17 protein-coding genes are annotated in these 19,641 nt (G+C 74.1%); 8 read left to right on the top strand and 9 right to left on the bottom strand.

Annotation, left to right across the window (positions count from 1 at the left end; all coding sequences use genetic code 11):
* Window positions 1–5 precede the first annotated feature (5 nt).
* The gene (locus HS045_RS16905; RefSeq protein ID WP_196452290.1) at window positions 6–638 is read right to left on the bottom strand and encodes an HAD family phosphatase; all 633 of its coding nucleotides are present in this window, start codon (window positions 636–638) and stop codon (window positions 6–8) included.
* Window positions 639–754: 116 nt separating this feature from the next.
* Here HS045_RS16905 and HS045_RS16910 point away from each other — a divergent pair, with 116 nt between their 5' ends.
* Both HS045_RS16910 and HS045_RS16915 read left to right on the top strand, forming a co-directional pair.
* The gene (locus HS045_RS16910; RefSeq protein ID WP_196452291.1) at window positions 755–1,741 is read left to right on the top strand and encodes an iron ABC transporter permease; all 987 of its coding nucleotides are present in this window, start codon (window positions 755–757) and stop codon (window positions 1,739–1,741) included.
* Window positions 1,738–2,778 (top strand): iron chelate uptake ABC transporter family permease subunit, encoded by a 1,041-nt coding sequence (locus tag HS045_RS16915; protein ID WP_196452292.1) that lies wholly within the window; start codon window positions 1,738–1,740, stop codon window positions 2,776–2,778. The genes HS045_RS16910 and HS045_RS16915 overlap by 4 nt, the downstream gene beginning before the upstream one ends.
* A gap of 118 nt (window positions 2,779–2,896) precedes the next feature.
* Here the strand turns inward: HS045_RS16915 and fepB are convergent, their stop codons facing one another.
* From fepB to HS045_RS16930, 3 genes are all read right to left on the bottom strand, one after another.
* Window positions 2,897–3,925 carry a Fe2+-enterobactin ABC transporter substrate-binding protein gene (gene fepB / locus HS045_RS16920; protein ID WP_196452293.1) on the bottom strand — a complete coding sequence of 343 codons (1,029 nt, stop codon included), beginning with the start codon at window positions 3,923–3,925 and terminating at the stop codon, window positions 2,897–2,899.
* Between the two features lie 142 nt (window positions 3,926–4,067).
* The gene (locus HS045_RS16925) at window positions 4,068–4,754 is read right to left on the bottom strand and encodes a DNA alkylation repair protein (RefSeq protein WP_196452294.1); all 687 of its coding nucleotides are present in this window, start codon (window positions 4,752–4,754) and stop codon (window positions 4,068–4,070) included.
* Entirely contained in the window at window positions 4,751–5,440 is a 690-nt protein-coding gene (locus tag HS045_RS16930; RefSeq protein ID WP_196452295.1) for a TetR/AcrR family transcriptional regulator, read from the bottom strand. Before HS045_RS16930 ends, HS045_RS16925 begins: the two co-directional genes overlap by 4 nt.
* A 180-nt stretch (window positions 5,441–5,620) precedes the next feature.
* On the opposite strand from HS045_RS16930, the gene HS045_RS16935 reads away from it, so the two are divergent.
* Both HS045_RS16935 and HS045_RS16940 read left to right on the top strand, forming a co-directional pair.
* The gene (locus HS045_RS16935; protein WP_196452296.1) at window positions 5,621–6,463 is read left to right on the top strand and encodes a RimK family alpha-L-glutamate ligase; all 843 of its coding nucleotides are present in this window, start codon (window positions 5,621–5,623) and stop codon (window positions 6,461–6,463) included.
* 262 nt (window positions 6,464–6,725) lie between these two features.
* Entirely contained in the window at window positions 6,726–8,117 is a 1,392-nt protein-coding gene (locus tag HS045_RS16940; RefSeq protein WP_196452297.1) for a VCBS repeat-containing protein, read from the top strand.
* A 160-nt stretch (window positions 8,118–8,277) separates the two neighbouring features.
* On the opposite strand, the gene HS045_RS16945 is transcribed toward HS045_RS16940, so the two are convergent.
* Together HS045_RS16945 and HS045_RS16950 are read right to left on the bottom strand one after the other, a co-directional pair.
* Window positions 8,278–9,039, bottom strand: a complete 762-nt coding sequence (locus tag HS045_RS16945; protein ID WP_196452298.1) for an SDR family oxidoreductase — start codon at window positions 9,037–9,039, stop codon at window positions 8,278–8,280.
* An 81-nt stretch (window positions 9,040–9,120) separates the two neighbouring features.
* On the bottom strand, window positions 9,121–10,419 hold the full coding sequence (locus HS045_RS16950; protein WP_196452299.1) for a DUF2252 domain-containing protein: 1,299 nt from the start codon (window positions 10,417–10,419) through the stop codon (window positions 9,121–9,123).
* Window positions 10,420–10,833: 414 nt separating this feature from the next.
* Here HS045_RS16950 and HS045_RS16955 point away from each other — a divergent pair, with 414 nt between their 5' ends.
* Window positions 10,834–11,787: a family 16 glycosylhydrolase gene (locus HS045_RS16955; RefSeq protein WP_196452300.1), complete on the top strand. Its 954-nt coding sequence runs from the start codon at window positions 10,834–10,836 to the stop codon at window positions 11,785–11,787.
* A 305-nt stretch (window positions 11,788–12,092) separates the two neighbouring features.
* On the opposite strand, the gene HS045_RS16960 is transcribed toward HS045_RS16955, so the two are convergent.
* Window positions 12,093–13,241 (bottom strand): acyl-CoA dehydrogenase family protein, encoded by a 1,149-nt coding sequence (locus HS045_RS16960; protein WP_196452301.1) that lies wholly within the window; start codon window positions 13,239–13,241, stop codon window positions 12,093–12,095.
* Window positions 13,242–13,629: 388 nt separating this feature from the next.
* On the opposite strand from HS045_RS16960, the gene HS045_RS16965 reads away from it, so the two are divergent.
* The 3 genes from HS045_RS16965 (at window position 13,630) to HS045_RS16975 (ending at window position 16,009) form a co-directional block, all read left to right on the top strand.
* Window positions 13,630–14,376, top strand: coding sequence for a GntR family transcriptional regulator (locus HS045_RS16965; RefSeq protein WP_196452302.1), 747 nt, complete (start codon window positions 13,630–13,632; stop codon window positions 14,374–14,376).
* 216 nt (window positions 14,377–14,592) lie between these two features.
* Window positions 14,593–15,291, top strand: a complete 699-nt coding sequence (locus HS045_RS16970; RefSeq protein WP_196452303.1) for an N-acetyltransferase — start codon at window positions 14,593–14,595, stop codon at window positions 15,289–15,291.
* A gap of 43 nt (window positions 15,292–15,334) precedes the next feature.
* Window positions 15,335–16,009 (top strand): copper homeostasis protein CutC, encoded by a 675-nt coding sequence (locus HS045_RS16975; RefSeq protein WP_196452304.1) that lies wholly within the window; start codon window positions 15,335–15,337, stop codon window positions 16,007–16,009.
* A 54-nt stretch (window positions 16,010–16,063) separates the two neighbouring features.
* On the opposite strand, the gene HS045_RS36180 is transcribed toward HS045_RS16975, so the two are convergent.
* Window positions 16,064–17,905 (bottom strand): GGDEF domain-containing protein, encoded by a 1,842-nt coding sequence (locus HS045_RS36180; protein WP_196452305.1) that lies wholly within the window; start codon window positions 17,903–17,905, stop codon window positions 16,064–16,066.
* Window positions 17,906–17,971: 66 nt separating this feature from the next.
* Entirely contained in the window at window positions 17,972–19,459 is a 1,488-nt protein-coding gene (locus HS045_RS16985; RefSeq protein WP_230884379.1) for an FAD-dependent oxidoreductase, read from the bottom strand.
* Window positions 19,460–19,641 lie beyond the last annotated feature (182 nt).

Consider the following 19,641-nt stretch of genomic DNA (forward strand, 5'->3'; position numbering starts at 1 on the left):
TACAGCTAGCCAACGGGTGCGGTGCTCTCGCCGCCGGGGACCGCGTCCCGCAGGGCCGGGCGGACGTCGATGACCTCCATCCCGGCGGCCAGCGCGGCGGCCACCCCCTCGTCGGTGTCCTCGTAGGCGACGCAGGCGTGCGGGAGGACCTCCAGCCGCCGGGCCGCGAGCAGGTAGACGTCGGGGGCGGGCTTGCCCTCCCGGACGTCGTCGCGGGTGACGACCGCGTCGAAGAGCGGGAGCAGGCCGGTGGTGCGCAGGGTCTCGCGCACCCGTCCGCGCGACCCGCCGGAGGCCACCGCCATGGGCACCCGGCCCCGGTGCGCCTCGGCGACCGCGGCCACCTGCGGGTACGGCGCGACGGTGTCCACCAGCCACCGGTAGGCGTCGGCCGCGGCGGCGGACACCGCCCGGTGGTCCAGCTCCGCGCCGGTCTCGGCCTCCAGCTCGGCCAGGAGGCGGTCGGCGGACAGGCCGGTCCGGGCGCGGTACCAGGCGGGGTCGAGCTCGACCTGCCAGGACTCCAGGGCCGCCCGCCACGCGGTCTCGTTGGCGGCGGCGGTGTTCACGAGGGTCCCGTCGCAGTCGAAGATCAGGGCGGCGTACGGCCGCGCCGGCTGGAGTCGTCGGTCGAGCATGGCCGCCTAACGCGCGTGACGTCTGGATCACGGCAACCCTACCGGTGGACGCGGCCGGGCGGGGCGTCCCGTACCACCTGCTATAAGGTAAGCCTTGCCTAAATCAGGGAGGTTCGATGCGCTGGACGGGGCTCGCCGTCTCCTTCGCGGTGCTCGCGGCGGTGGTCGCGCTCAGCATCGCGGTCGGCGCGCAGGCGATCCCGCCCGGGGAGGTCTGGCAGCAGCTCTGGCACCCCGACGGCGGGGAGACCGCCGCGGTCGTGCACGACCTGCGCATCCCGCGGACGCTGCTGGGCGTCCTCGTCGGCGCCGCGCTGGGCCTGTCCGGGGCGCTCATGCAGGCGCTCACCCGCAACCCGCTGGCCGACCCCGGCATGCTCGGGGTCAACGCCGGGGCCTCGCTGGCCGTCGTCTGCGCCATCCTCTTCTTCGGGATCACCGACCTGCGGATCTGGGTCTGGTTCTCCCTCCTCGGGGCGGCGCTGGTCACCGTCGCCGTCCACGCGCTCGGCGCGACGGGGCGCGGCGCTGCCAACCCGGCCCGCCTGGTGCTCGCCGGCGCGGCCGTCAGCGCCTCCCTGCTCGCCGCCATCAACGCGGCGCTCACTCTCGACGCCGGCGTGTTCAACCAGTGGCGGTTCTGGGACGTGGGCGCGCTCGCCGGACGCGACGCGGAGGTCGTCCGGCAGGTCGCGCCGTTCGTCGCGGCCGGCGTGGTCCTCGCCCTCGCCCTCGGCCGGGGTCTCAACGCCATGGCGCTGGGCGAGCAGACGGGGCGGGGCCTCGGGGTGAACCCGGGGCGCGTGCGGCTGGCCGGAGCGGCGGCGATCATGCTGCTCTGCGGGGCGGCGACGGCCGCGGCCGGGCCCATCGGCTTCATCGGGCTCATGGCCCCGCACGCCGTGCGCGCCCTCACCGGCCCCGACCACCGCTGGATCCTGGCGCACTCGGCGCTGCTGGCCCCGGCCCTGCTGCTCACCGCCGACGTCGTGGGCCGGGTCGTCGTCCGGCCCGGCGAGCTGCAGAGCGGCATCGTCACCGCGTTCGTCGGGGCCCCGGTCTTCATCTACCTGCTCCGCCGTCGAAGGATCGCCAGCCTGTGAGCGCCTACCGCATCGTCCGCACCCCGTCGCGCCGCGTCTCCTTCCGGATCCACCTGCGGGCCTCGGCGGTCCTCCTGGGCCTGCTCGGGGCCGCCGCCGCGGTCGGACTGCTCGCCCTGGGGACCGGGTCGGCGATCTCGGTCGGGGACGTCGTCCGGACCCTGGCGGGCCGGGGCGACGCCATGAGCGCGATGGTGGTCTACGAGCTGCGCGCCCCGCGGGTGCTGCTCGCCCTGCTGGTCGGGGCGGCGCTCGGGACCGGCGGCGCCGTCGTGCAGAGCCTGTCGCGCAATCCGCTCGGCAGCCCGGACATCATCGGGGTGAACGCGGGTGCGGCCGTGGGAGCCGTGCTGATGCTCCTGGTCGTCGGCACCGTGACCCCCCTGGCCGTCACCGCGGGCGCGCTGGCCTGCGGCCTGGGCGCGGGACTGCTGGTGTACGTCCTGTCCTTCAAACGGGGCGTGCAGGGCACCCGGCTGGTGCTCGTCGGCATCGGGGTGACCGCCATGCTCCACTCGGTCATCGCCTACCTGCTCACCCGGGCCGACCTGTACGAGTCGCAGGGGGCGAAGGTGTGGCTCGTCGGGAGCCTGGCGGGGACCGGCTGGACGCAGGTGGGGCCGATGGCGGCGGCGCTGGCGGTGCTGCTGCCGTCGGCGCTGGCGCTGAGCCGCTCGCTGAGCGCGATGGAGATGGGCGACGAGACCGCCTCGGCGCTCGGCCTGCCGGTCGAGCGGCTCCGCCTGGCGCTGCTGCTCGTCGCCGTGCTGCTGTCCGGCGCGGCGGTCTCCGTGGCCGGCCCCATCGTCTTCGTGGCGCTCGCCGCGCCGCAGCTCTCCCGGCGGCTGACCGGGGCCCCGGGTGCGGGGGTCGCCACCGCGGCGGCGACCGGCGCCCTGCTGCTGGCCGCCGCCGACGTGGCGGTCCAGCGGCTGCCGACGTCCGGCCAACTGCCGGTGGGGGTGCTGACGGGCGGGCTCGGCGGCCTCTACCTGGCCTGGCTGCTCCACCGGGAGTGGCGTGCGGGCCGTTCCTGAGCGCACGCGGCCTCCCGGGCCGTCCCGCCCGGGAGGCCCGCGGCCGGCGCGGCGACGCGCCGTCCGGTGAGGACCTCGGGCGGGCGGGGGCAGGGGAGCCGGGGCGGGACGTTCCTCATCAGCCGGCGAACTGCTGCTCGATGCGGTCGATGACGTTGGACGCGCTGTAGTAGTCGATGCGGAACGAGTCGAGGCCGAGGTCGTGGACGCGCTTGTCGCCGACGGCGGGCAGGTCCTTCCAGAGCGGCTTGGCCGTGGTGGCGGCGATCTCGTCCGCGGTGTGGCTGACGAAGAACAGCGAGCTGTCCCCGAACCCCTTGACGATGTTCTCCTGCGAGATGGTCAGGATGTCCAGGCGCTTGCCGCCCTCGCGGTTGTCGGCGGAGGCCAGGGAGGAGTCGACGGTGTGCAGCCGGAAGCCGAGGGAGGACAGCAGCGCGCCCTGGGCGGAGGCCTGGGTGAAGACGGGGATGTCGGTGTTGTTGTCGCGCAGCAGCACGACGTCCTGCTCGGGGAGCTTGATCTTCCCCTTCACCTCGGCCACCCGCTGGTCGTAGGCGGCGATGACCTTCTGCGCGTTCGCCTCCAGGCCCAGCGCGCCGCCCAGCTTGGTCATGAGCTCCTGCCAGGAGAGGTCGTCGTGGCGGAAGAGCACGGTCGGCGCGACGGCCTTGAGCCGGTCGTAGACCTTGGCGGTGCTGTCCGCGCCGGACGCCGAGCCGATGATGAGGTCGGGCTTGGCCGCGATGACCTTCTCGATGTCCGCCTCGAAGCCCTGGTAGGCCACCTGGACGCCGCGCTGCTCGGCGACGTCCGCCCACTGGGAGAAGAACCCGTTCGCGTCGGTGATCGGTCCGGGCGGGGTGGCCTGCGAGGCGATCAGGGGGGCCTCCAGCGCGAGCAGGTGGCCGGTCAGGGTGACGCTCACCGAGACGATGCGCTTGGGCGCGGCGGGGACGTCGGTGGTGCCGAGCTCGTGCGTGACGCTGCGCGTCGCGGCGGCGCCCCCGGTCGTGGCGCTCCCGGCCGCGGCGGGCGCGGCGGCCGTGGAGCCGCCGGAGCCGGAACCGCAGGCGGTCAGGCCCAGGACGGCCGTGATCGCGGCGGCCGCGGTCACGGCCCAGCGGCGGCGGATCGGAGTCCTCATGTGCACCTCAGAAGAGTAGATACGTCTTGTCTAAGAAGATATTAGGGCAGGCTAACCTAAATTGATCGCGCGGGGTCGGCGCACGGCGCCGAGGGACGGGCGGGCCGTACCGGGAAGAGGTGGGCGGGCCGTACCGGGGGGTTCAGCGGGAGGGGAGGTTCTTCAGGGCCTCGCGCCGGCTCAGGCCGGTGATGCCCTTGTGGTCGACGTAGCGCACGACCTCGCGCGGGTCGGTCCTGGCGTACTCGCGCAGGGCCCAGCCGATCGCCTTGCGGGCGAAGAAGTCGGTGTCCGACAGGCTCGGCTCGATGCAGGCGTAGAGCAGGCCGGCGTCGGTGGCGGCCCGGAACCTGTTCTGGCAGATGATCGACGTGCGTCGCTTCCACAGGTCGTCGCTGTGCGCCCATTCGAGCATCAGCGGGCGCATGGTGTCGGGGAACTGCCGCAGCAGCGGGCCGATCCGGTGGACGGCCACCTCGTCGACGAAGTCCCACCAGGCCCCGGTGACGATCATCTCCTCGTAGATCGGCAGGGTGTACAGCGTCCGGCCCCAGCGGGGCGGGGACCCGGTGAGGGTGATCGCCGCGTAGCGCTCCTCGCGGTACTCCGCCTCCCGCCACAGGGTCAGCGCCGCCCGGCGCCACTCGGGCGCGGCCTCGAACGGGTGCTCGGCGAAGACCTTCCGCAGCGCCGTGCGGCGCGGTACGGCCTGCACCCCGAGGAACGGCATGGCCGACTTCATGTAGGCCTGCATCGCCGGGGCCTTGGCGGGGTCGGCGGCCTCGGCGAGCGCCAGCCGCACGGCCTTCTGCAGTGCTTCGGCGCTCATCCCCGCTGGCTCGTCCGCTCTCCGGTGGCCAGGCCGTCGAACAGGACGGTGACGTAGTGCTCGGCGATGCCGCCGGTGTCGAGGCGGCCGCCCGGACGGAACCAGCGGACGGCGACCCAGATGCTGTCGCGGATCATGCGGTAGGTGAGCTTGGGGTCCACGTCCGGGCGGAACTGCCCGACGGCCTGCCCACGCTTGATCTGCTCGACCCACATGCGCTCGACCTCGTCCTCGGCCCTGACCAGGTAGTCGAAGCGGTCGCCGGGCAGGGAGCGCAGGTAGTTCCAGTCGTTCTGCATGACGGTGATCGCCGCGCGGTGCGGTTCGAGGGTGCTGAAGCCGATCCGCACCATCTCCGACAGGACCGAGCGGGGGTCGCCGCCCTGCTCCAGCACGGCCCGGTAGCGTCCGACGAGGTCGTCGAGGAAGGTGCTGAGCACCTCGTCGACGATCGTCTCCTTGGAGTCGAAGTGGTGGTAGAGGCTCCCGGACAGGATGCCCGCCTCCTCCGCGATCTCGCGGACGGTGGTCGCCTGGAAGCCCTTGCGCGCGAAGAGGTCCGCGGCGAGCCTGACGAGGTGGTCGCGGCGCTCCGAGGCGGAGCCGGCCGAGGCCGCGCGCTTCGTCGTGCGCTGGCGCTTGACCGGGGTGGTGGTCGCGCCTCCGGAGTTCTTTCGCGTGTTCACGCCTCCCATTATGAGCCCTTGCGCAATCGCTTGTTCGCGTGAACGGCCCGGTCCGTCCCCGGGCGACGGGACGAGTGAATCGGACATACTTCGTAAAGGCCATCCCTGTGGAGAAGAGGTGCGAAGCGGCCTGTGTAGTGTCCCCTCCGGTGTGACGATCCTGAAGTGAAGGGTGTGCCCGTGAACGCTGCCGTGGCGTACGTGACCTACGCGGACCCGGAGGGGCTCGACGACGAGAAGGAGACCGCCCTCGCCGCCTGGGCGCAGGCGGGGATCGCGGGGACCGCCGTGCGCTGGGACGATCCGGCCGTCGACTGGGCGGCCTTCGACCTCGTGGTGGTCCGCTCGGCCTGGGACTACGTGGGCCGGCGCGCGGAGTTCCTGGCCTGGGCGCGCCGGGTCGAGGCGGTGACCCGGCTGGCCAACCCGGCGGCCGTGCTGGAGCGCAACACCGACAAGACCTACCTGCGGGACCTGACGGCGCCGACCATCCCCACCTTCTGGGTCGCGCCCGGCGAGAGCCCGGACCTGCCCGTCCTCGGCGAGTACGTGGTCAAGCCCGCGATCTCGGCGGGCGCCCGCGACACCGTCAGGACCACCGACCGGGACAAGGCGGCGGCCCACGCGGCCCGGCTGGCGGACGCGGGCCGGACCGCGATGGTCCAGCCCTACCTGGACATGGTCGAGGCCGAGGGGGAGACCTCCCTGCTCTACTTCGGCGGCCGGTTCAGCCACGCCGTACGGCGCAACCCGATGCTGGCCGGGGGCGGCGCGGCCCCGGACGCCGACAACGCCCGGGCGGAGCTCCGCATCCCGGACCCCGACCAGGTCGCCCTCGCCGAACGGGTGCTCGCGGAGGCGGCCGGGTCCCCCGGCGTGCTCTACGCCCGGGTGGACCTGGTCCGCCTCCCCGGCGGGGAGCCCGCCCTCATCGAACTGGAGCTCGCCGAGCCGTACCTCTTCCTGCGCTACGCCCCCGGCGCCGCCGGCGACCTGGCCCGGGCCGTCGCCGGGATGCTCTGACCGGCGCACCGCGGGCTTCGCCGCGCGGGCCGCCGGGCCGTACGGCCCGGGAGTACGGCCCGGGAGTACGGCCCGGGAGTACGGCCCGGGAGTACGGCCCGGGAGTACGGCCCGCGCGGGGCGGCTCTCCGGCGGCGGACCCCGGAAAGTACTCATGCGCCTCCGCCCCGCGACGATGGAAGAGGACGTCAGCGTCTGTCGCGCTCATCGTGTCCAGGACGGACCGCGCGCCGGGCATTCACGGCTCATGGAGGAGCTTTCCTTGACCACGTCCATCTCGCCGTCGTCCGGCGCGCCCGCCCGGCGCCGCATGACCGCGCTGCTCACCGCCGCCGCGCTCACCTCCGGGGCGCTGGCCGCGACCGCGGCGCCCGCCTCCGCCGTGACCGCCGGTGCGACCTGCTCGGCGATCACGTTCTCACCGGCCGTCGCGTACCCGACGACGAACTCCGCGTACGTCGCGACCACGGCGGACCTCAACGACGACGGCCGGGCCGACATCGTCACGGCCGGGCTCGCCGGCACCGTCGACGTGCTGCTCGGCAAGGGTGACGGGACCTTCCACCCCTCGGTCGCCACCGCCTCCGGAACGAGTTCGCCCGGCCGCCTCTCCCCGGGGGACTTCGACGGCGACGGCCACACCGATCTGCTGATGGTCGGCCTCGGGACGAACACCGTCGTCGTCCTCCCCGGCAACGGCGACGGCACCTTCGACACGCCCGTCATCAGCCCCACCATCGCCGGTCCCATCGACGCCTTCTCCGCGGACTTCGACGAGGACGGCGATCTCGACGTGGTGGTGACCAACCTCGGCGGCACCTCCCTCCAGATGATGCCCGGCAACGGCGACGGCGGCTTCGGCACGCCCGTCGACCTCGGCATCGCGGCGTCCACCGGCTACACCATCGCGGGCGACTTCGACGGTGACGGCCACGCCGACCTGGCGTTCGGCTCCAACGGCATGGGCAGCAGCGACAGCGGCAGCGGCGGCAGCGGCGGCACCGTCGAGGTCGTGCTCGGCGACGGCGACGGCACCTTCCAGCCGCCCGTCTCCTACCACGTGGACTCGCAGCCCTGGATGGTCGTCAGCGGAGACTACAACGCCGACGGCAAGACCGACCTCGCCGCCAGCGGTTCGCTGGGCGGGTCGGTGCTGCTGGGCAAGGGCGACGGCACCTTCCAGACGCCCGTCGGCTTCGCCGCGGGCACGATGACGGGCTGGCTCCTCAACGGCGACTTCAACCGCGACGGCAAAACCGACCTGTCCACGGTCACCTCCTTCGGCCTCCTGGTGCTGCTGGGCAAGGGCGACGGCACCTTCCACGCCCCCGTGAGCTTCGCCGGCGGCAGCATGATGGGCGGGATGGGGGGCGCCGACTTCAACCGCGACGGCAGGACCGACGTGGTGCTGCCGGACCACGTCGGCAGCAACGTCGTGGTGAGGCTGGCCGGCTGCGCGAGCACCGCCGCGCCCGCGCCCGTGGTCACGCCCAAGCCGAAGCCCGCCGTCACGCCCGTCACCAAGGTGAAGGCCAAGGAGAAGCCGGCGGACACGGCCAAGGCCGCGGCCAAGGCCAAGAAGGCGAAGGCCAAGGCGAAGGCCGTGAAGAAGCTGAAGAGGCTGAAGAAGGCGCGCCGCGGCAACGTCGGGTGAGCCCGCGCCCGTGCACCGGGGCGCCGGGGGCCCGTGCCGGGGCCGCGGTGCCCCGCCGCGGCCCCGGTACGGGGGGCCGTGCCCGGCCGGCCGGGGCGTCGCTCGACCGTGCCCGGTCGGCCGGGGCGTCGCTACCGTGCCCGGTCGGCCGGGGCGTCGCTCAACCGTGCGCGGTCATGCCGCCGTCGACGGGGATCACCACGCCGGTGAGGTAGGCGCCCGCGCGCGACGCGAGGTAGATCGCGGTCCCGGCCATGTCCTCCGGGGTGCCGATCCGGCCCATCGGCACGCTGGAGGCGACCGCCCGCCGCATGTCGGGGTCGTCGAGGGCGAAGGCCATCATCTTGGACTCGAAGGGGCCGGGCGCGATCGCGTTGACGGTGATCGCGTCGCGCACGAGCCGGTGGGCCAGGTGGCGGGTGAGCATGTGCACGGCGGCCTTGGTCGTGGAGTAGGCGTAGGTCTCCAGCGCGGGCACCCGGATGCCGTCGACCGAGCCGATGTTGATCACCCGCGCCGGGTCCTCGGCGGAGGCCCCGGCGCGCAGCAGCGGCAGGAAGCGCTGGGTCAGGTAGAACACGCCCTTGACGTTGATGTCCCAGAGCTTGTCGAAGGCGTGCTCCGGGTACTCCTCCAGCGGCGCTCCCCAGGTCGCGCCGGCGTTGTTGACCAGCACGTCCAGCCGCTCCTCGCGCGCGGAGACCGCCTCCACGAGCGCGGCGACGCCGTCGGGGGTGGACAGGTCGGCCGGTACGGCGACGCAGCCGATCTCGGCCGCGGTCTTCTCCACCTCGGCGGCCTTGCGGGAGGAGATGTAGACCGTGGCCCCCGCCGCGGCGAAGCCTTCGGCGATCATCCGGCCGATGCCCCGCGAACCGCCGGTGACCACCACTTTCTTACCCTGAACCGAGAACAGACTCATGTTCGGTAAGCATGCCGTACGGCCGCCGCCGCGTCCATACCGACTGGTCGGTCCCCGTGGGGGCCGCTCCGGAGGACGAGGTCAGAGCCCCGGGAGGCGGCCGTTGCGGAACAGGTCCACGAAGAGCTGGTGGTCGGCCCTGGCCTGGGCGCCGTAGGCGTGGGCGAAGCCGACGAGCATCTCGGTGAAGCCGTCCCCGTCGCCGCCGATCACGGCCGTGATGGCGTCCTCGGTGGAGAAGTCGACCACGTCGTGACTGGACTCGTCGTCGGCCACCGAGTGCATGCGCGCCACGGCCCGGCCCAGGTCGCCGATGACCGAGGCGAGATCCTCCGGCTCGTTGACGTCGCCCCAGTCGAGGTCGGCGGAGTACGGCGAGACCTCGGCGACCAGCTGGCCGACGCCGTCCAGCGTGGTGTAGCCGAGCCACGGGTCGGCGTAGGCCTGCAAGGCCCGCTGCGACTCGGCGGTGCGGTGCCCCTGGTGCAGGAAGTGGCCGCGCACCCTCTCGTCGGCGATGTGCCGGGCCACGGCCGGGACCTGCGCCTGCTTCATGTAGAGGATGACGTCGTTCTCCAGGGCCTCGGTGTGGCCCTCCAGCAGCAGGTTGTAGGAGGGGAGCCCGGCCGAGCCGATGCCGACGCCGGTGCGCAGCGCGAAGTCCTTGATCCGGTGCTCCACCTCGGAGACGGCGGGAAGGGTGGTCAGGTAGTCGGCGAAGGCGGCCTCGACCGCGCGCCGGGTCTCCTCGCCGACCGGGAAGCGGTCCTCCATGAAGGCGAAGCGGCGGTCGTAGTTCTCGACCGTGGTCTCCCGGTCGAGCAGGGCCACCCGGGTGTGCAGCCGGGCGAGCTGCAGCACCCGGTGGAGCACGCCGGTGGTGGTCGCCAGCGTCAGCGAGCCGATCGCGTCGTCGCCGCCGTGCGCGATGCCGTGCAGCTCGGCCAGGTAGGCGCGGGCGAACCCGGCGACCAGCTCGGAGATCGTCCCGTCGGAGAGCGCCTTGGCGTAGCCGATGAGCGCGACGCTGGCCGCGAACCGCTTGAGGTCCCAGACGTAGGGGCCGACGTAGGCCTCGTCGAAGTCGTTGACGTTGAAGACCAGGACGCCGGAGGCGTTCATGTAGGTGCCGAAGTTCTCGGCGTGCAGGTCGCCGTGGATCCACACCCGGCTGGTCCGCGCGTCCAGGAAGGCCTCGTCGGCGAAGGCGCCGGTCATGTCCGCGTAGAACAGGCAGGCGCTGCCCCGGTAGAACGCGAACGGGGAGGCGGCCATCTTGCGGAACTTGCGCCGGAAGGCGGCGGGGTCGCGCCGGATGGAGTCGCCGAACTCGGTGACGAGGACGTCGAGGATGTGGGCCGAACGCCCCGAGGTGGTCATGGCGGGCACGGTACGTCCGGGAACGGGTCCCTTGCCAGACGTGGCAGATTGCATCTTCGGAACGTATCAATGACATACCGGACGGCCGCCGCCGAGGTCCGGCGGGCGGGGGCCTGCCGGTTCCCCGGCCACCGGGGGCACGGGGCCCTCCCGGAACGCGTGCGGCGACCGTCGGCGCCGACGTGGGTGGCGCGGGCGAGGGGAAAGGCGGCAATCGGCCGCGGGGCTCCGCCGCGGTTCCTCGCCGGAGCCGCCTCCGCACGTTATCGTCATCGATGCGACACGGAGAGTGACATTTCTCTGTGTGATCTCACTGTCCGCAGCGGACGCCGCGGGGTGGAAGGCCGGAGACGGCCGGGATCCGACTCGGAGCGTTCCCGGGAAGGACGGTGCCGTCAGAGAGGGGCGCGGCCGATGGGGGTCGGAAACCGGACCGCGGCCGTCGCGGTCGCGCTGGTGAGCGCGGTGGCCGGGTTCGGGGACGGCGCGGTCGTGGCGGCGCAGGTCCCGCCCCCGGCGGTCCACGACCCCGGGCGCTCCCGGAGCCGGGACTCCGGGAACGCCCGGCTCCACGACCCCGGGCGCTTCCGGGGCCGGGACTCCGGGAACGCCCGGCTCCACGACCCCGGGCGCTCCCGGGGCCGCGAGCCCGGCCCCGCGGAGGGCCGCCGCCTCCGGTCCTTTGCGGCCCGCGGCTTCGAGGACGAGTTCTCCGGTCCCGCGGGGAGCCCTCCGGACCCGTCCCGGTGGGAGCAGCTGACCGGATGCCTGTGGGGGTACCGGGCCGAGCGGCAGTGCTACACCTCCGGCGGGCGCAACGCGCGGCTCGACGGCGACGGGCATCTCGTGATCAACGCCCGCCGCGAGGGCTACACCGGCGACCACGGCGTGCGGCGCAGGTACACCTCGGCGCGCCTGGTCTCCACGTTCGCGAGCGGGGGCGGGAGCGTGCGGGTGCGGGCGAAGGTCTCCGGCCGGCAGCGCGGCGCGTGGCCGGCGATCTGGCTGCACGCCGACCCCCTGCGCAGGCGGCGGCACTACGGCGAGATCGACCTGATGGAGAACGGCCTCAACGGCTCGCGGTGGAGGCCCGAGTACCACGTCCACACCGACCGCTTCAGCGGCGGCGGCGCGTACGACGTCGACGCCACCCGGTGGCACGTCTACGAGGTCTCCTGGACCACGGGCCCGTCCGGCCGGGCCCGGTTCTCCGTCGACGGCCGCGTCGTGCGCTCCTTCCCCTACCGGGTGCCGTCCAGGTCGTCCGCCCGGCTGATCCTCAACGTCGCGGTCGGCTCGCAGGCCGGACGCCCGGCCGCCGACCTCGACAGCACCATGACCGTGGACTACGTGCGGATGGACGGCTGAGCGGGTCCCGGTGGTTCACCGGGTCCCGGGGCCGTCCCCGGGCGCGTCCCGGCCCTGGAGCCCTTCTCCCCCGGGAGCCCGGAGGGCGCCACCGGAGGCCGGGGAACCGAACGAGAGGAGCCCTGTCCTCGGTTTCCGTCGGTTCGCCGGGCGTGGATGCCATGATCAGATGATCCCGGTCCGTCATCGGAAGCGGAAGCCGAACAACCCTCCATCCGGTTGGTCGGTCAGGTGGGGCCCGATGATGTGGGGGTCTGCCTCGAATCCCACGGATGGGACCGTTCGTGAGGCCCCCGCGCTGGAGCTCAGCCCTTGGGCAGGCCCAGGGTGCGCTCGGCGATGATGGTGCGCTGGATCTCGCTGGAGCCCGCGTAGATGGTGTCCGCGCGGCTGAACAGGTAGAGCCGCTGCAGGTCGTTCAGCTCGTACGGCGGGCCGTCGGCGACCAGCCCCGCGCGGCCCTGCACGGCCTGCGCCAGCTCGCCCAGCCGCCGGTGCCACTCCGACCAGTAGAGCTTGGCGATCGAGGCCTCCGGCCCCGGGGTCCCGGCCGACAGCGAGGTCATCGTGCGCAGCGCGTTCAGGCGCATGATCCGCAGCTCCAGCCACGACCGGACCAGCCGGTCGCGCAGCACCGGGTCCCCGGCCGCGCCGGTGCGCCGGGCGGTCTCCACGACGCGGTCGAACTCCCGCTGGAAGCCGATCTGCTGGCCGAGGGTCGAGGCGCCGCGCTCGTATCCCAACGTGGCCATCGCGACCCGCCAGCCCTCGCCGGGGGCGCCCAGGACGTTGCCGGCGGCCGTGCGCGCTCCGTCGAAGAAGACCTCGTTGAACTCGCTGGTCCCGGTGAGCTGGACGATGGGCCGGACCTCGACGCCGGGCTGGTCCATCGGGACCAGCAGGTAGGACAGGCCCGCGTGCCGCCGCGAGCCGGGCTCGGTCCGGGCCAGGACGAAGCACCAGTCGGCGACGTGCGCGAGCGAGGTCCAGGTCTTCTGGCCGGTGAGGACCCACGCGCCGCCCTCCCGCCGGGCCCGGGTCCGCACGCCGGCCAGGTCGGAGCCGGCCTCGGGCTCGGAGTAGCCCTGGCACCACAGCTCGCGGCCCCGCCGGATCGGCGGCAGGAAGCGGCGCCGCTGCTCCTCGGTGCCGAAGTCGATGATCGTGGGGCCGATGAGTCCCTCGCCGATGTGCCCGACCCGGGCCGGGGCGTCGGCCCGCGCGTACTCCTCGTGGAAGGCGACCTGGTCGGCCAGGGACGCGTCCCGCCCGCCGTGCTCCCGGGGCCAGCCCAGGCAGGTCCACCCGGCCTCGCCGAGCCGCCGCTCCCACGCCAGCCGTACCTCGTGGCCCTCGTGCTCGCGGCCCGGCCCGCCCAGCCCGCGGGCGTGGGCGAACTCGCCTTCCAGCTGCTCCCGCAGCCAGGCGCGGATCTCCTCGCGCAAGCCCGTCACGGTCGTCCCGCCTCCTCCGCGCGGTCCGGCCGGCCCTCGGAGAAGGGGCGCCGGTCCCGCGTCCGCCTGTCCGGAAACCTACGGGAGGGCGGCCGGGGAGGGGCGGTGCCGTCCCGGTCTCCGGGAGCGCGCCGTCCCGGGACGGGAAGACGCGCCCTGGCGGGCGTGGGGGACCCGCCAGGACGCGCTTCTCCCCGGTGCGCTGGCGCGAGGACCCCGGCGAGGGATGGGGTCCTCACGCGGTCAGCGGCGTGGGGGGTCGGTGGGGTGGAGCCTTTCAATGGATTTGTACCAACGATTGGATGATGCGGCTCCTGGGAGGCTAGGTCAAGGGGCGGTTCCCCACTAGAACCAAATCGTCTAGTTTTATTGGCACAAAGGGGACTAAATGGCTCGGTCGACGCTGTATCAGCAGGTGGCCTCCGACCTCCGGAGGACCATCTACTCCGGTGCGCTCAAGCCGGGTGATCAGCTGCCGACCGAGGCCGAGCTCATGCTCACCCACCAGGTGAGCCGCAACACCGTGCGGCTCGCCCTCGGCGAACTGGTCAACGAGGGCCTGATCACCCGGACGCCCCGCCGGGGGACCGTGGTCAGGGAGCGCCGCCCCCTGCTGATGCATCCCCAGCGCGAACTCCAGCCGCAGCCCGGGGAGACCCGGGAGGCCTTCTCCTGGGCGGTCTCCCAGGAGGGGCGCGAACCGAGCCAGGAGATCGAGGTGTCGATCGTGAACCCGGCCGAGGAGATCGCCAGCAGGCTGGAGCTGCCCGACGACGGGCTCGCCGTGGTCCGCCGCAGGCTGCGGTTCGTGGACGCGCAGCCGTACAACACCAACGACTCCTACTTCCCGCTCCGGCTGGTCTCCGGATCCGAGATCGCCCGTCCCGGCGACATCGCGCGCGGGGCCAACCGGGTGCTGGAGGAGCTCGGCCACGCCCAGGTGAGGGTCGTGGACGACATCTGGGCGCGGATGCCCACCAGCTCGGAGACCGAACGGCTCCGGCTCCAGTCCGGCACGCCGGTCGTCGTCTACGTCCGCGTCGGATACGACGAGGAGGACGTCCCCGTGCGGGTCGCGGTCTCGGTGCTCCCCGCCGACAAGCACCTGATCCGGTACGAGCTGAAAAGCCGTTGACCTCCCCCTGGCCGCCCTGATGGGACGGCCTCCGCCCCGCCCGCGCGGCGGGCGGCTCCCGGGCCCGGCCCGCCGCACGGGCGGGCGCGCCCCCTTCTCCCAGCTCGCCGCGGACCCCTAGCGCGGGGGTCGCGCGGTCCGGCGCGGATGCCGTGCGTCACCGGACGGACACTTTCCGTGTCATCTCACTCACCCGGCGCAACGAAGGGATCGACCATGCACTCCAGCACCATCACCCCTGCCTCCGCCCCTCTCTCCGCCCCGCCGCGGCGTCCCGCGCCGCGCCGGGCGGGCGCCGCGGACCTGCCGGGGGTGCTCGCGCTCCTGGCGCGGACCGCCGCCTGGCTGAACGGCCGGGGCGTGCGGCAGTGGCCCGCCGGGGGGTTCCCGGCCGAGCGCATCGCCCCGCTGATCGAAAGAGGGGACATGTACCTGCTGGACGGGGAGGACGGGCCGGTCGCCACCGTGGCGCTGGACGGCCACGCCGACCCCGAGTTCTGGACCGCCCAGGACGACCCCGGCTCGGCGCTGTACGTCCACAAGCTCGCGGTGGCGCGCGGCCACTCCGGCCGGGGGCTGGGCGAGGCGCTGCTCGACTGGGCGGGCCTGCGCGCGGTCGCGGCGGGCCGGCGCTGGCTCCGGCTGGACTGCGCCAAGGAGAACCGGCGGTTGCAGGACTACTACCGGCGGCAGCGCTTCACCCACCTGCGCACGGTCGACCTGCCGCACCGTGCCTCGGGCGCGCTGTTCCAGCGGCCCGGCGGCCTGCGCGGCGCCGTTCCGGCCGTCCCGGGATCCGTTCCCGTGGCCGTTCCGGGATCCGTTCCCGCGGGCGTCGCCGTGCAGGCCGCCGGGGCCGCCGGGGCCGTGGCCTCCTCCCCGGGCCGGGGCCCGGTCCCGCCGGAGCGTCCGTGAACCGCGGCGATCCTCGGACAAAGCCATCCGATAGCCTCACTTCATGACCGGATCCCTGCTTGAGGTGATCGCGCTCGACGTGCGCGACGCCGTCGCCGCCGAAGAGGGCGGCGCCGACCGCCTGGAGATCGTCGCCGACATGGCGGCGGGCGGGCTCACCCCGGCGGTGGACACGGTCGCGGCGATCGCCAAGGAGTGCAGGCTGCCGCAGATGGTCATGCTGCGGGGCGAGGCGTCGTTCCTGGCCTCGCCCGAGCGGCTGGAGGGCCTGCGGCGTGACGCGCGGGCCCTCTCCGAGGCGGGCGCGGCCGGGTTCGTGTTCGGCTTCCTCGACTCCACCGGCGCGGTCGACCTGGTCGCCACCGAGGCGCTGATCCACGCGGTGGCCCCGCTGCCCTGGACCTTCCACCGGGCGGTGGACCACGCGGCCGACGTCCAGGCGGGCTGGCGGGCCGTACGGCTGCTGCCCAACCTCGCCACCGTGCTCACCGCGGGCGCGCCCGGCGGGGTCGGGGACGGGATGTCCGCCCTGCGGACCCGCTGCGAGGCCGGCGACGGCCCGCTCATCCTGGCCGGCGGCGGCCTGCGCCCCGGTCACGTCCCGGCCCTGCTGGAGTACGGCGTGCGCGCCTTCCACGTCGGGAGCGCGGTGCGCGCGTCGTGGTCGGACCCGGTCGAGGCGCACCTGGTCCGCCGCTGGCGCGAACTGGTCGACTGACCGGCGGGGCCGGTGCGGGTCCGGCGGGGCCCGCCGGAACCCGCCCGGCGCCCGTCATCCCGCGCCGGGACGCTCCCGTCCGGGTTGTCCCGCGCCGGGCTGCGCCGTACCGGCCCCCGCCGCCCCGGCCGCCTCCGAGCGGGTGCCGGCGTCACGGTGGCGGCGCCGCTCGCCCAGGGGGGCGCTGGAGGTGGCGCAGACGCGGTTGCGGCCCTTGTTCTTGGCCGTGTAGAGGTTCGCGTCGGCCAGGGCGATGAGCTCGGCCTGCGTGCTGTGCGGCTGGGAGGCGGTGACGCCGATGCTCACGGTGACGGGCAGCTCTCCGGTGAGCGCCTGCCAGGGGCGGGACGCGATGGCGGCCCGCAGTTCTTCCAGCCGGGCCACGGCCGCGGCGGGGCTGATCCCGGTCAGCACGACCAGGAACTCCTCGCCGCCCATCCGCGCGGCGAAGCCCAGGCCGGCGCAGGCGGGGTCCGGTACGGCGTCGAGCATCTTGGCGACGGCGACCAGGACCTGGTCGCCCGCGTCGTGGGAGCAGGTGTCGTTGATCCGCTTGAAGTGGTCGAGGTCGACGAGCGCGACCGTCACCGCGTCGTCCGTGAGGGCGGCGGCGGCGAGGAGCTCGGGCAGGTGCTCGTCGACGTAGCGGCGGTTGCGCAGCCCGGTGAGGGGGTCGCGGCGGGCCTGCTCGCGGAAGAGCTCGGCCTCCTGGCGCGCCTCGCTGGCCTCGAACATGACCTGCCGGGTGCGGGCCCGGGCCTCCTGCTGCTGGGAGACCAGGTCCTTCTCCGCGGCATGGTAGGCCTTGTACGCCTCGAAGGCCCGGCGGTGGTCGCCGGTGGCGGCGTGCAGCTCGGCCTGCTCCTGCTGCAGCGGGACGAGGATCCTGCGGTAGCCGTGCTCCTCGCAGATCGACCGGCTGCGGTCCAGGTTCGCCTGGGCCTCCTGCAGGGCGCCCAGATGGCGCTGGGCGATGGCCAGGGTGAGCAGGACCTCGGGGAGCGCGGCCGCCTGCTTCAGCTCCTGGTCCTCGTACATCCGGATGCCCGTCTCGGCCGCCATCACGGCTTCGGCGTGGTGGCCGAGCGGGATCTGGAGGCGGGCGATGGTGTCCAGGTGGGAGACGTCGAGCTCGTAGCCGTGGGCCGAGCTGATCTCCAGCATGCGCTCGACGGACTGCCAGGCGACGTCGTACCGGCCGGCCTCGTACTCGGCGTAGGCGAGGTTGTTGAGGACCGTGACGTGCCGCTCCACGTCGATCGTGGCGGCGAGGCGCTCGGCCTGCCGGTAGCGCTCGCGGGAGGCCTCGATGGAGCCGGTCTCGTCGAGCGCGTCCGCCAGCCGCATCAGGTGGGTCAGCCGGATGCGGGGGTGCGTGCTCTCGTCCAGCGCCTCCACGGAGGTGACGGTGTGCTCCAGCGAGGCGGCCGGATCGCCCAGATCCCGGTAGGCCCGCGCCATCAGCAGGTGGGTGCGGGCCAGCAGCGGACGGCACTCGTTGTCGACCGCCCACCGGTTGACCTGCCACATCACCGGTATCACCGAGGTCAGATCGCCCCAGCGGGTCTGCACGTCGACCTGGACCAGTTTCGCGCGCAGGGCCAGCACGACGTCACCGAGCTCCTCGGCCGCCCGTTCCAGCTCCACCGCGCGGTCGAACGCCGTCTCGATGTTGTAGCCGCTGGTGATCTCCAGTGCCTCCAGCTCCGCCGACAGCTCCGTCGCGGTGAGCGTCCCGGCCGCCTCGCAGGGCGCGGCGGGGGCGGCGTGCACGGGGGGCGCGGCGGGTGCCCCGGAGGCGTCCGGCGGGCCGGCCCCGGCGCCGGAGGAGGCCGGGTCCGCGACGGGGGCCTTCGGCGCCGACGTCGAGGCAGGGTCGGTCCACGGTCCGTTCACGGAGTCCTCATCGGTAGCCGAATCCAGTTCTGTAGAGATTCGGCCCGATGTCGGGTAGATCATTGTTTACCGCGCCGCCAGCCCCTCGGCGTCCTGGGCGCCGGCAGCGCCGGCAGCGCCCGCTGTGCCCGCAGCGCCCGCTGTGCCCGCAGCGCCCGCGGCGCCCGCTGTGCCCGCAGCGCTCGCGGCGCCCGCAGCGCTCGCGGCGCCCGCTGTGCCCTCGGGGTGCTCCGTCCCGTCCGGGAGGCCGTCCTCCCGCCGGCCCCGGTCCTCCAGCACGGCGGCCATCGCGGCGCCGGCCAGCTTCACCCGCTCGCCGCGGCCGAGGGACCGGGCCAGGGCGGCCTCGGCCGCCTCGACGGCCCGCCAGCCGTCGTAGGTCACGGGGGCGAGCCCGCGCCGGGCGAGGAGCGGCTCCAGGTCCGCGTGCCGCGCCGGTGCGCGGCCGGACAGGTCGGCCAGCAGGGTGCGGACGGTCTCGGCGGCGTCGGACTTGTTGGTGCCGATCACCCCGCTGGGCCCGCGCTTGAGCCAGCCGGCGACGTACTCGCGGTCGGCCACCCGCCCCGCCTCGTTCGGCACGGTCATGGTGGCCTCGGAGAACGGGACGCCCGGCAGCGGGACGCTGCGGTACCCGACCGAGCGCAGGACCATGCCGACGGGCAGGACCTCGAACGCGCCGGTGCCGACGACACGGCCGTCGGCCAGGCGGGTCCGCTCCAGGCGGAGGGCCTCCACCCGGTCGCGCCCCAGGATCTCCACCGGCCGCATCCAGAAGCGCACCTCCAGGCGCCGGGGGCGGCCCGCCGGGATGCGGGCGGCCCAGGACTGCAGCACCTCGACGTTCCCCCGGACCTGCCGCGGCAGGTCCTCCACCGAGGCCGCCGCCTCCTCCGGCCGCACGCGCACGTCGGCGTTGGCCAGCTCACCGAGCTCCCGCAGCTCCTTCAGGGTGAACTTGGCGTGCTCCGGGCCCCGGCGGCCGACCATGTGGACGGTCTTCACCCGGCTGGCGGCCAGCCGGGCCAGGACCTCCTCCGGCACGTCGGTGTCGCGCAGCTCCTCGGCGGTCTTGGCCAGGATCCGCACGACGTCCACCGCCACGTTGCCCACGCCGATCACCGCGATCTCGGGGCTGTCCAGCAGGAAGCGGTCGGCGGGCACGTCCGGGTGCCCGCAGTACCAGTTGACGAAGTCGGTGGCCGCCACGCTGCCGGGCAGGTCCTCGCCGGGGACGCCCATCCGCCGGTCCACCATCGCGCCCGTGCAGTAGACCACGGCGTCGTAGCAGGCCAGCAGGTCCTCGCGGCTCACGTCCCGGCCGAACTCGACGCCGCCGAGGAAGCGGACCCCGGGCTGCTCCAGCACCCGGCGCAGGTAGCCGGCTATCGACTTGATCGAGGTGTGGTCGGGGGCCACGCCGTACCGCACCAGTCCGTAGGGGGTGGGCAGCCGTTCCAGCACGTCCACCTCGACGGGGCCGGTGGCCTGCCTCGTCAAGGCCTCGGCGGTGTAGACGCCGGCGGGGCCGGACCCGACGACCGCGACTCGCAGTGACACGTCGCCTCCCAGGGGTTGTGCCGGTGGCCGCGCATCGGCAGGGGCGCGCTTCCTCCAACGTACTCCCGTGACCGCCCGCACGGGACGCATCCGGCGGCATCCGCGCAGGAACGGACGGCGTCGGCGGCGGCCGGGAGCGGTCCGCCGGCAGGCTCCGGCCGGAGGAAGGGAAAGGG

The sequence above is a fragment of the Planomonospora sp. ID82291 genome (genome assembly GCF_015711645.1).
In the GTDB taxonomy this organism is placed as follows: domain Bacteria; phylum Actinomycetota; class Actinomycetes; order Streptosporangiales; family Streptosporangiaceae; genus Planomonospora.

Coding starts and splice junctions, on each gene's coding strand:
- HS045_RS16905 (WP_196452290.1), bottom strand. CDS start 638: ATGCTCGACCGACGACTCCAGCCGGCGCGGCCGTACGCCGCCCTGATC.
- HS045_RS16910 (WP_196452291.1), top strand. CDS start 755: ATGCGCTGGACGGGGCTCGCCGTCTCCTTCGCGGTGCTCGCGGCGGTG.
- fepB (WP_196452293.1), bottom strand. CDS start 3,925: ATGAGGACTCCGATCCGCCGCCGCTGGGCCGTGACCGCGGCCGCCGCG.
- HS045_RS16925 (WP_196452294.1), bottom strand. CDS start 4,754: ATGAGCGCCGAAGCACTGCAGAAGGCCGTGCGGCTGGCGCTCGCCGAG.
- HS045_RS16945 (WP_196452298.1), bottom strand. CDS start 9,039: ATGAGTCTGTTCTCGGTTCAGGGTAAGAAAGTGGTGGTCACCGGCGGT.
- HS045_RS16950 (WP_196452299.1), bottom strand. CDS start 10,419: ATGACCACCTCGGGGCGTTCGGCCCACATCCTCGACGTCCTCGTCACC.
- HS045_RS16955 (WP_196452300.1), top strand. CDS start 10,834: ATGGGGGTCGGAAACCGGACCGCGGCCGTCGCGGTCGCGCTGGTGAGC.
- HS045_RS16965 (WP_196452302.1), top strand. CDS start 13,630: ATGGCTCGGTCGACGCTGTATCAGCAGGTGGCCTCCGACCTCCGGAGG.
- HS045_RS16970 (WP_196452303.1), top strand. CDS start 14,593: ATGCACTCCAGCACCATCACCCCTGCCTCCGCCCCTCTCTCCGCCCCG.
- HS045_RS16975 (WP_196452304.1), top strand. CDS start 15,335: ATGACCGGATCCCTGCTTGAGGTGATCGCGCTCGACGTGCGCGACGCC.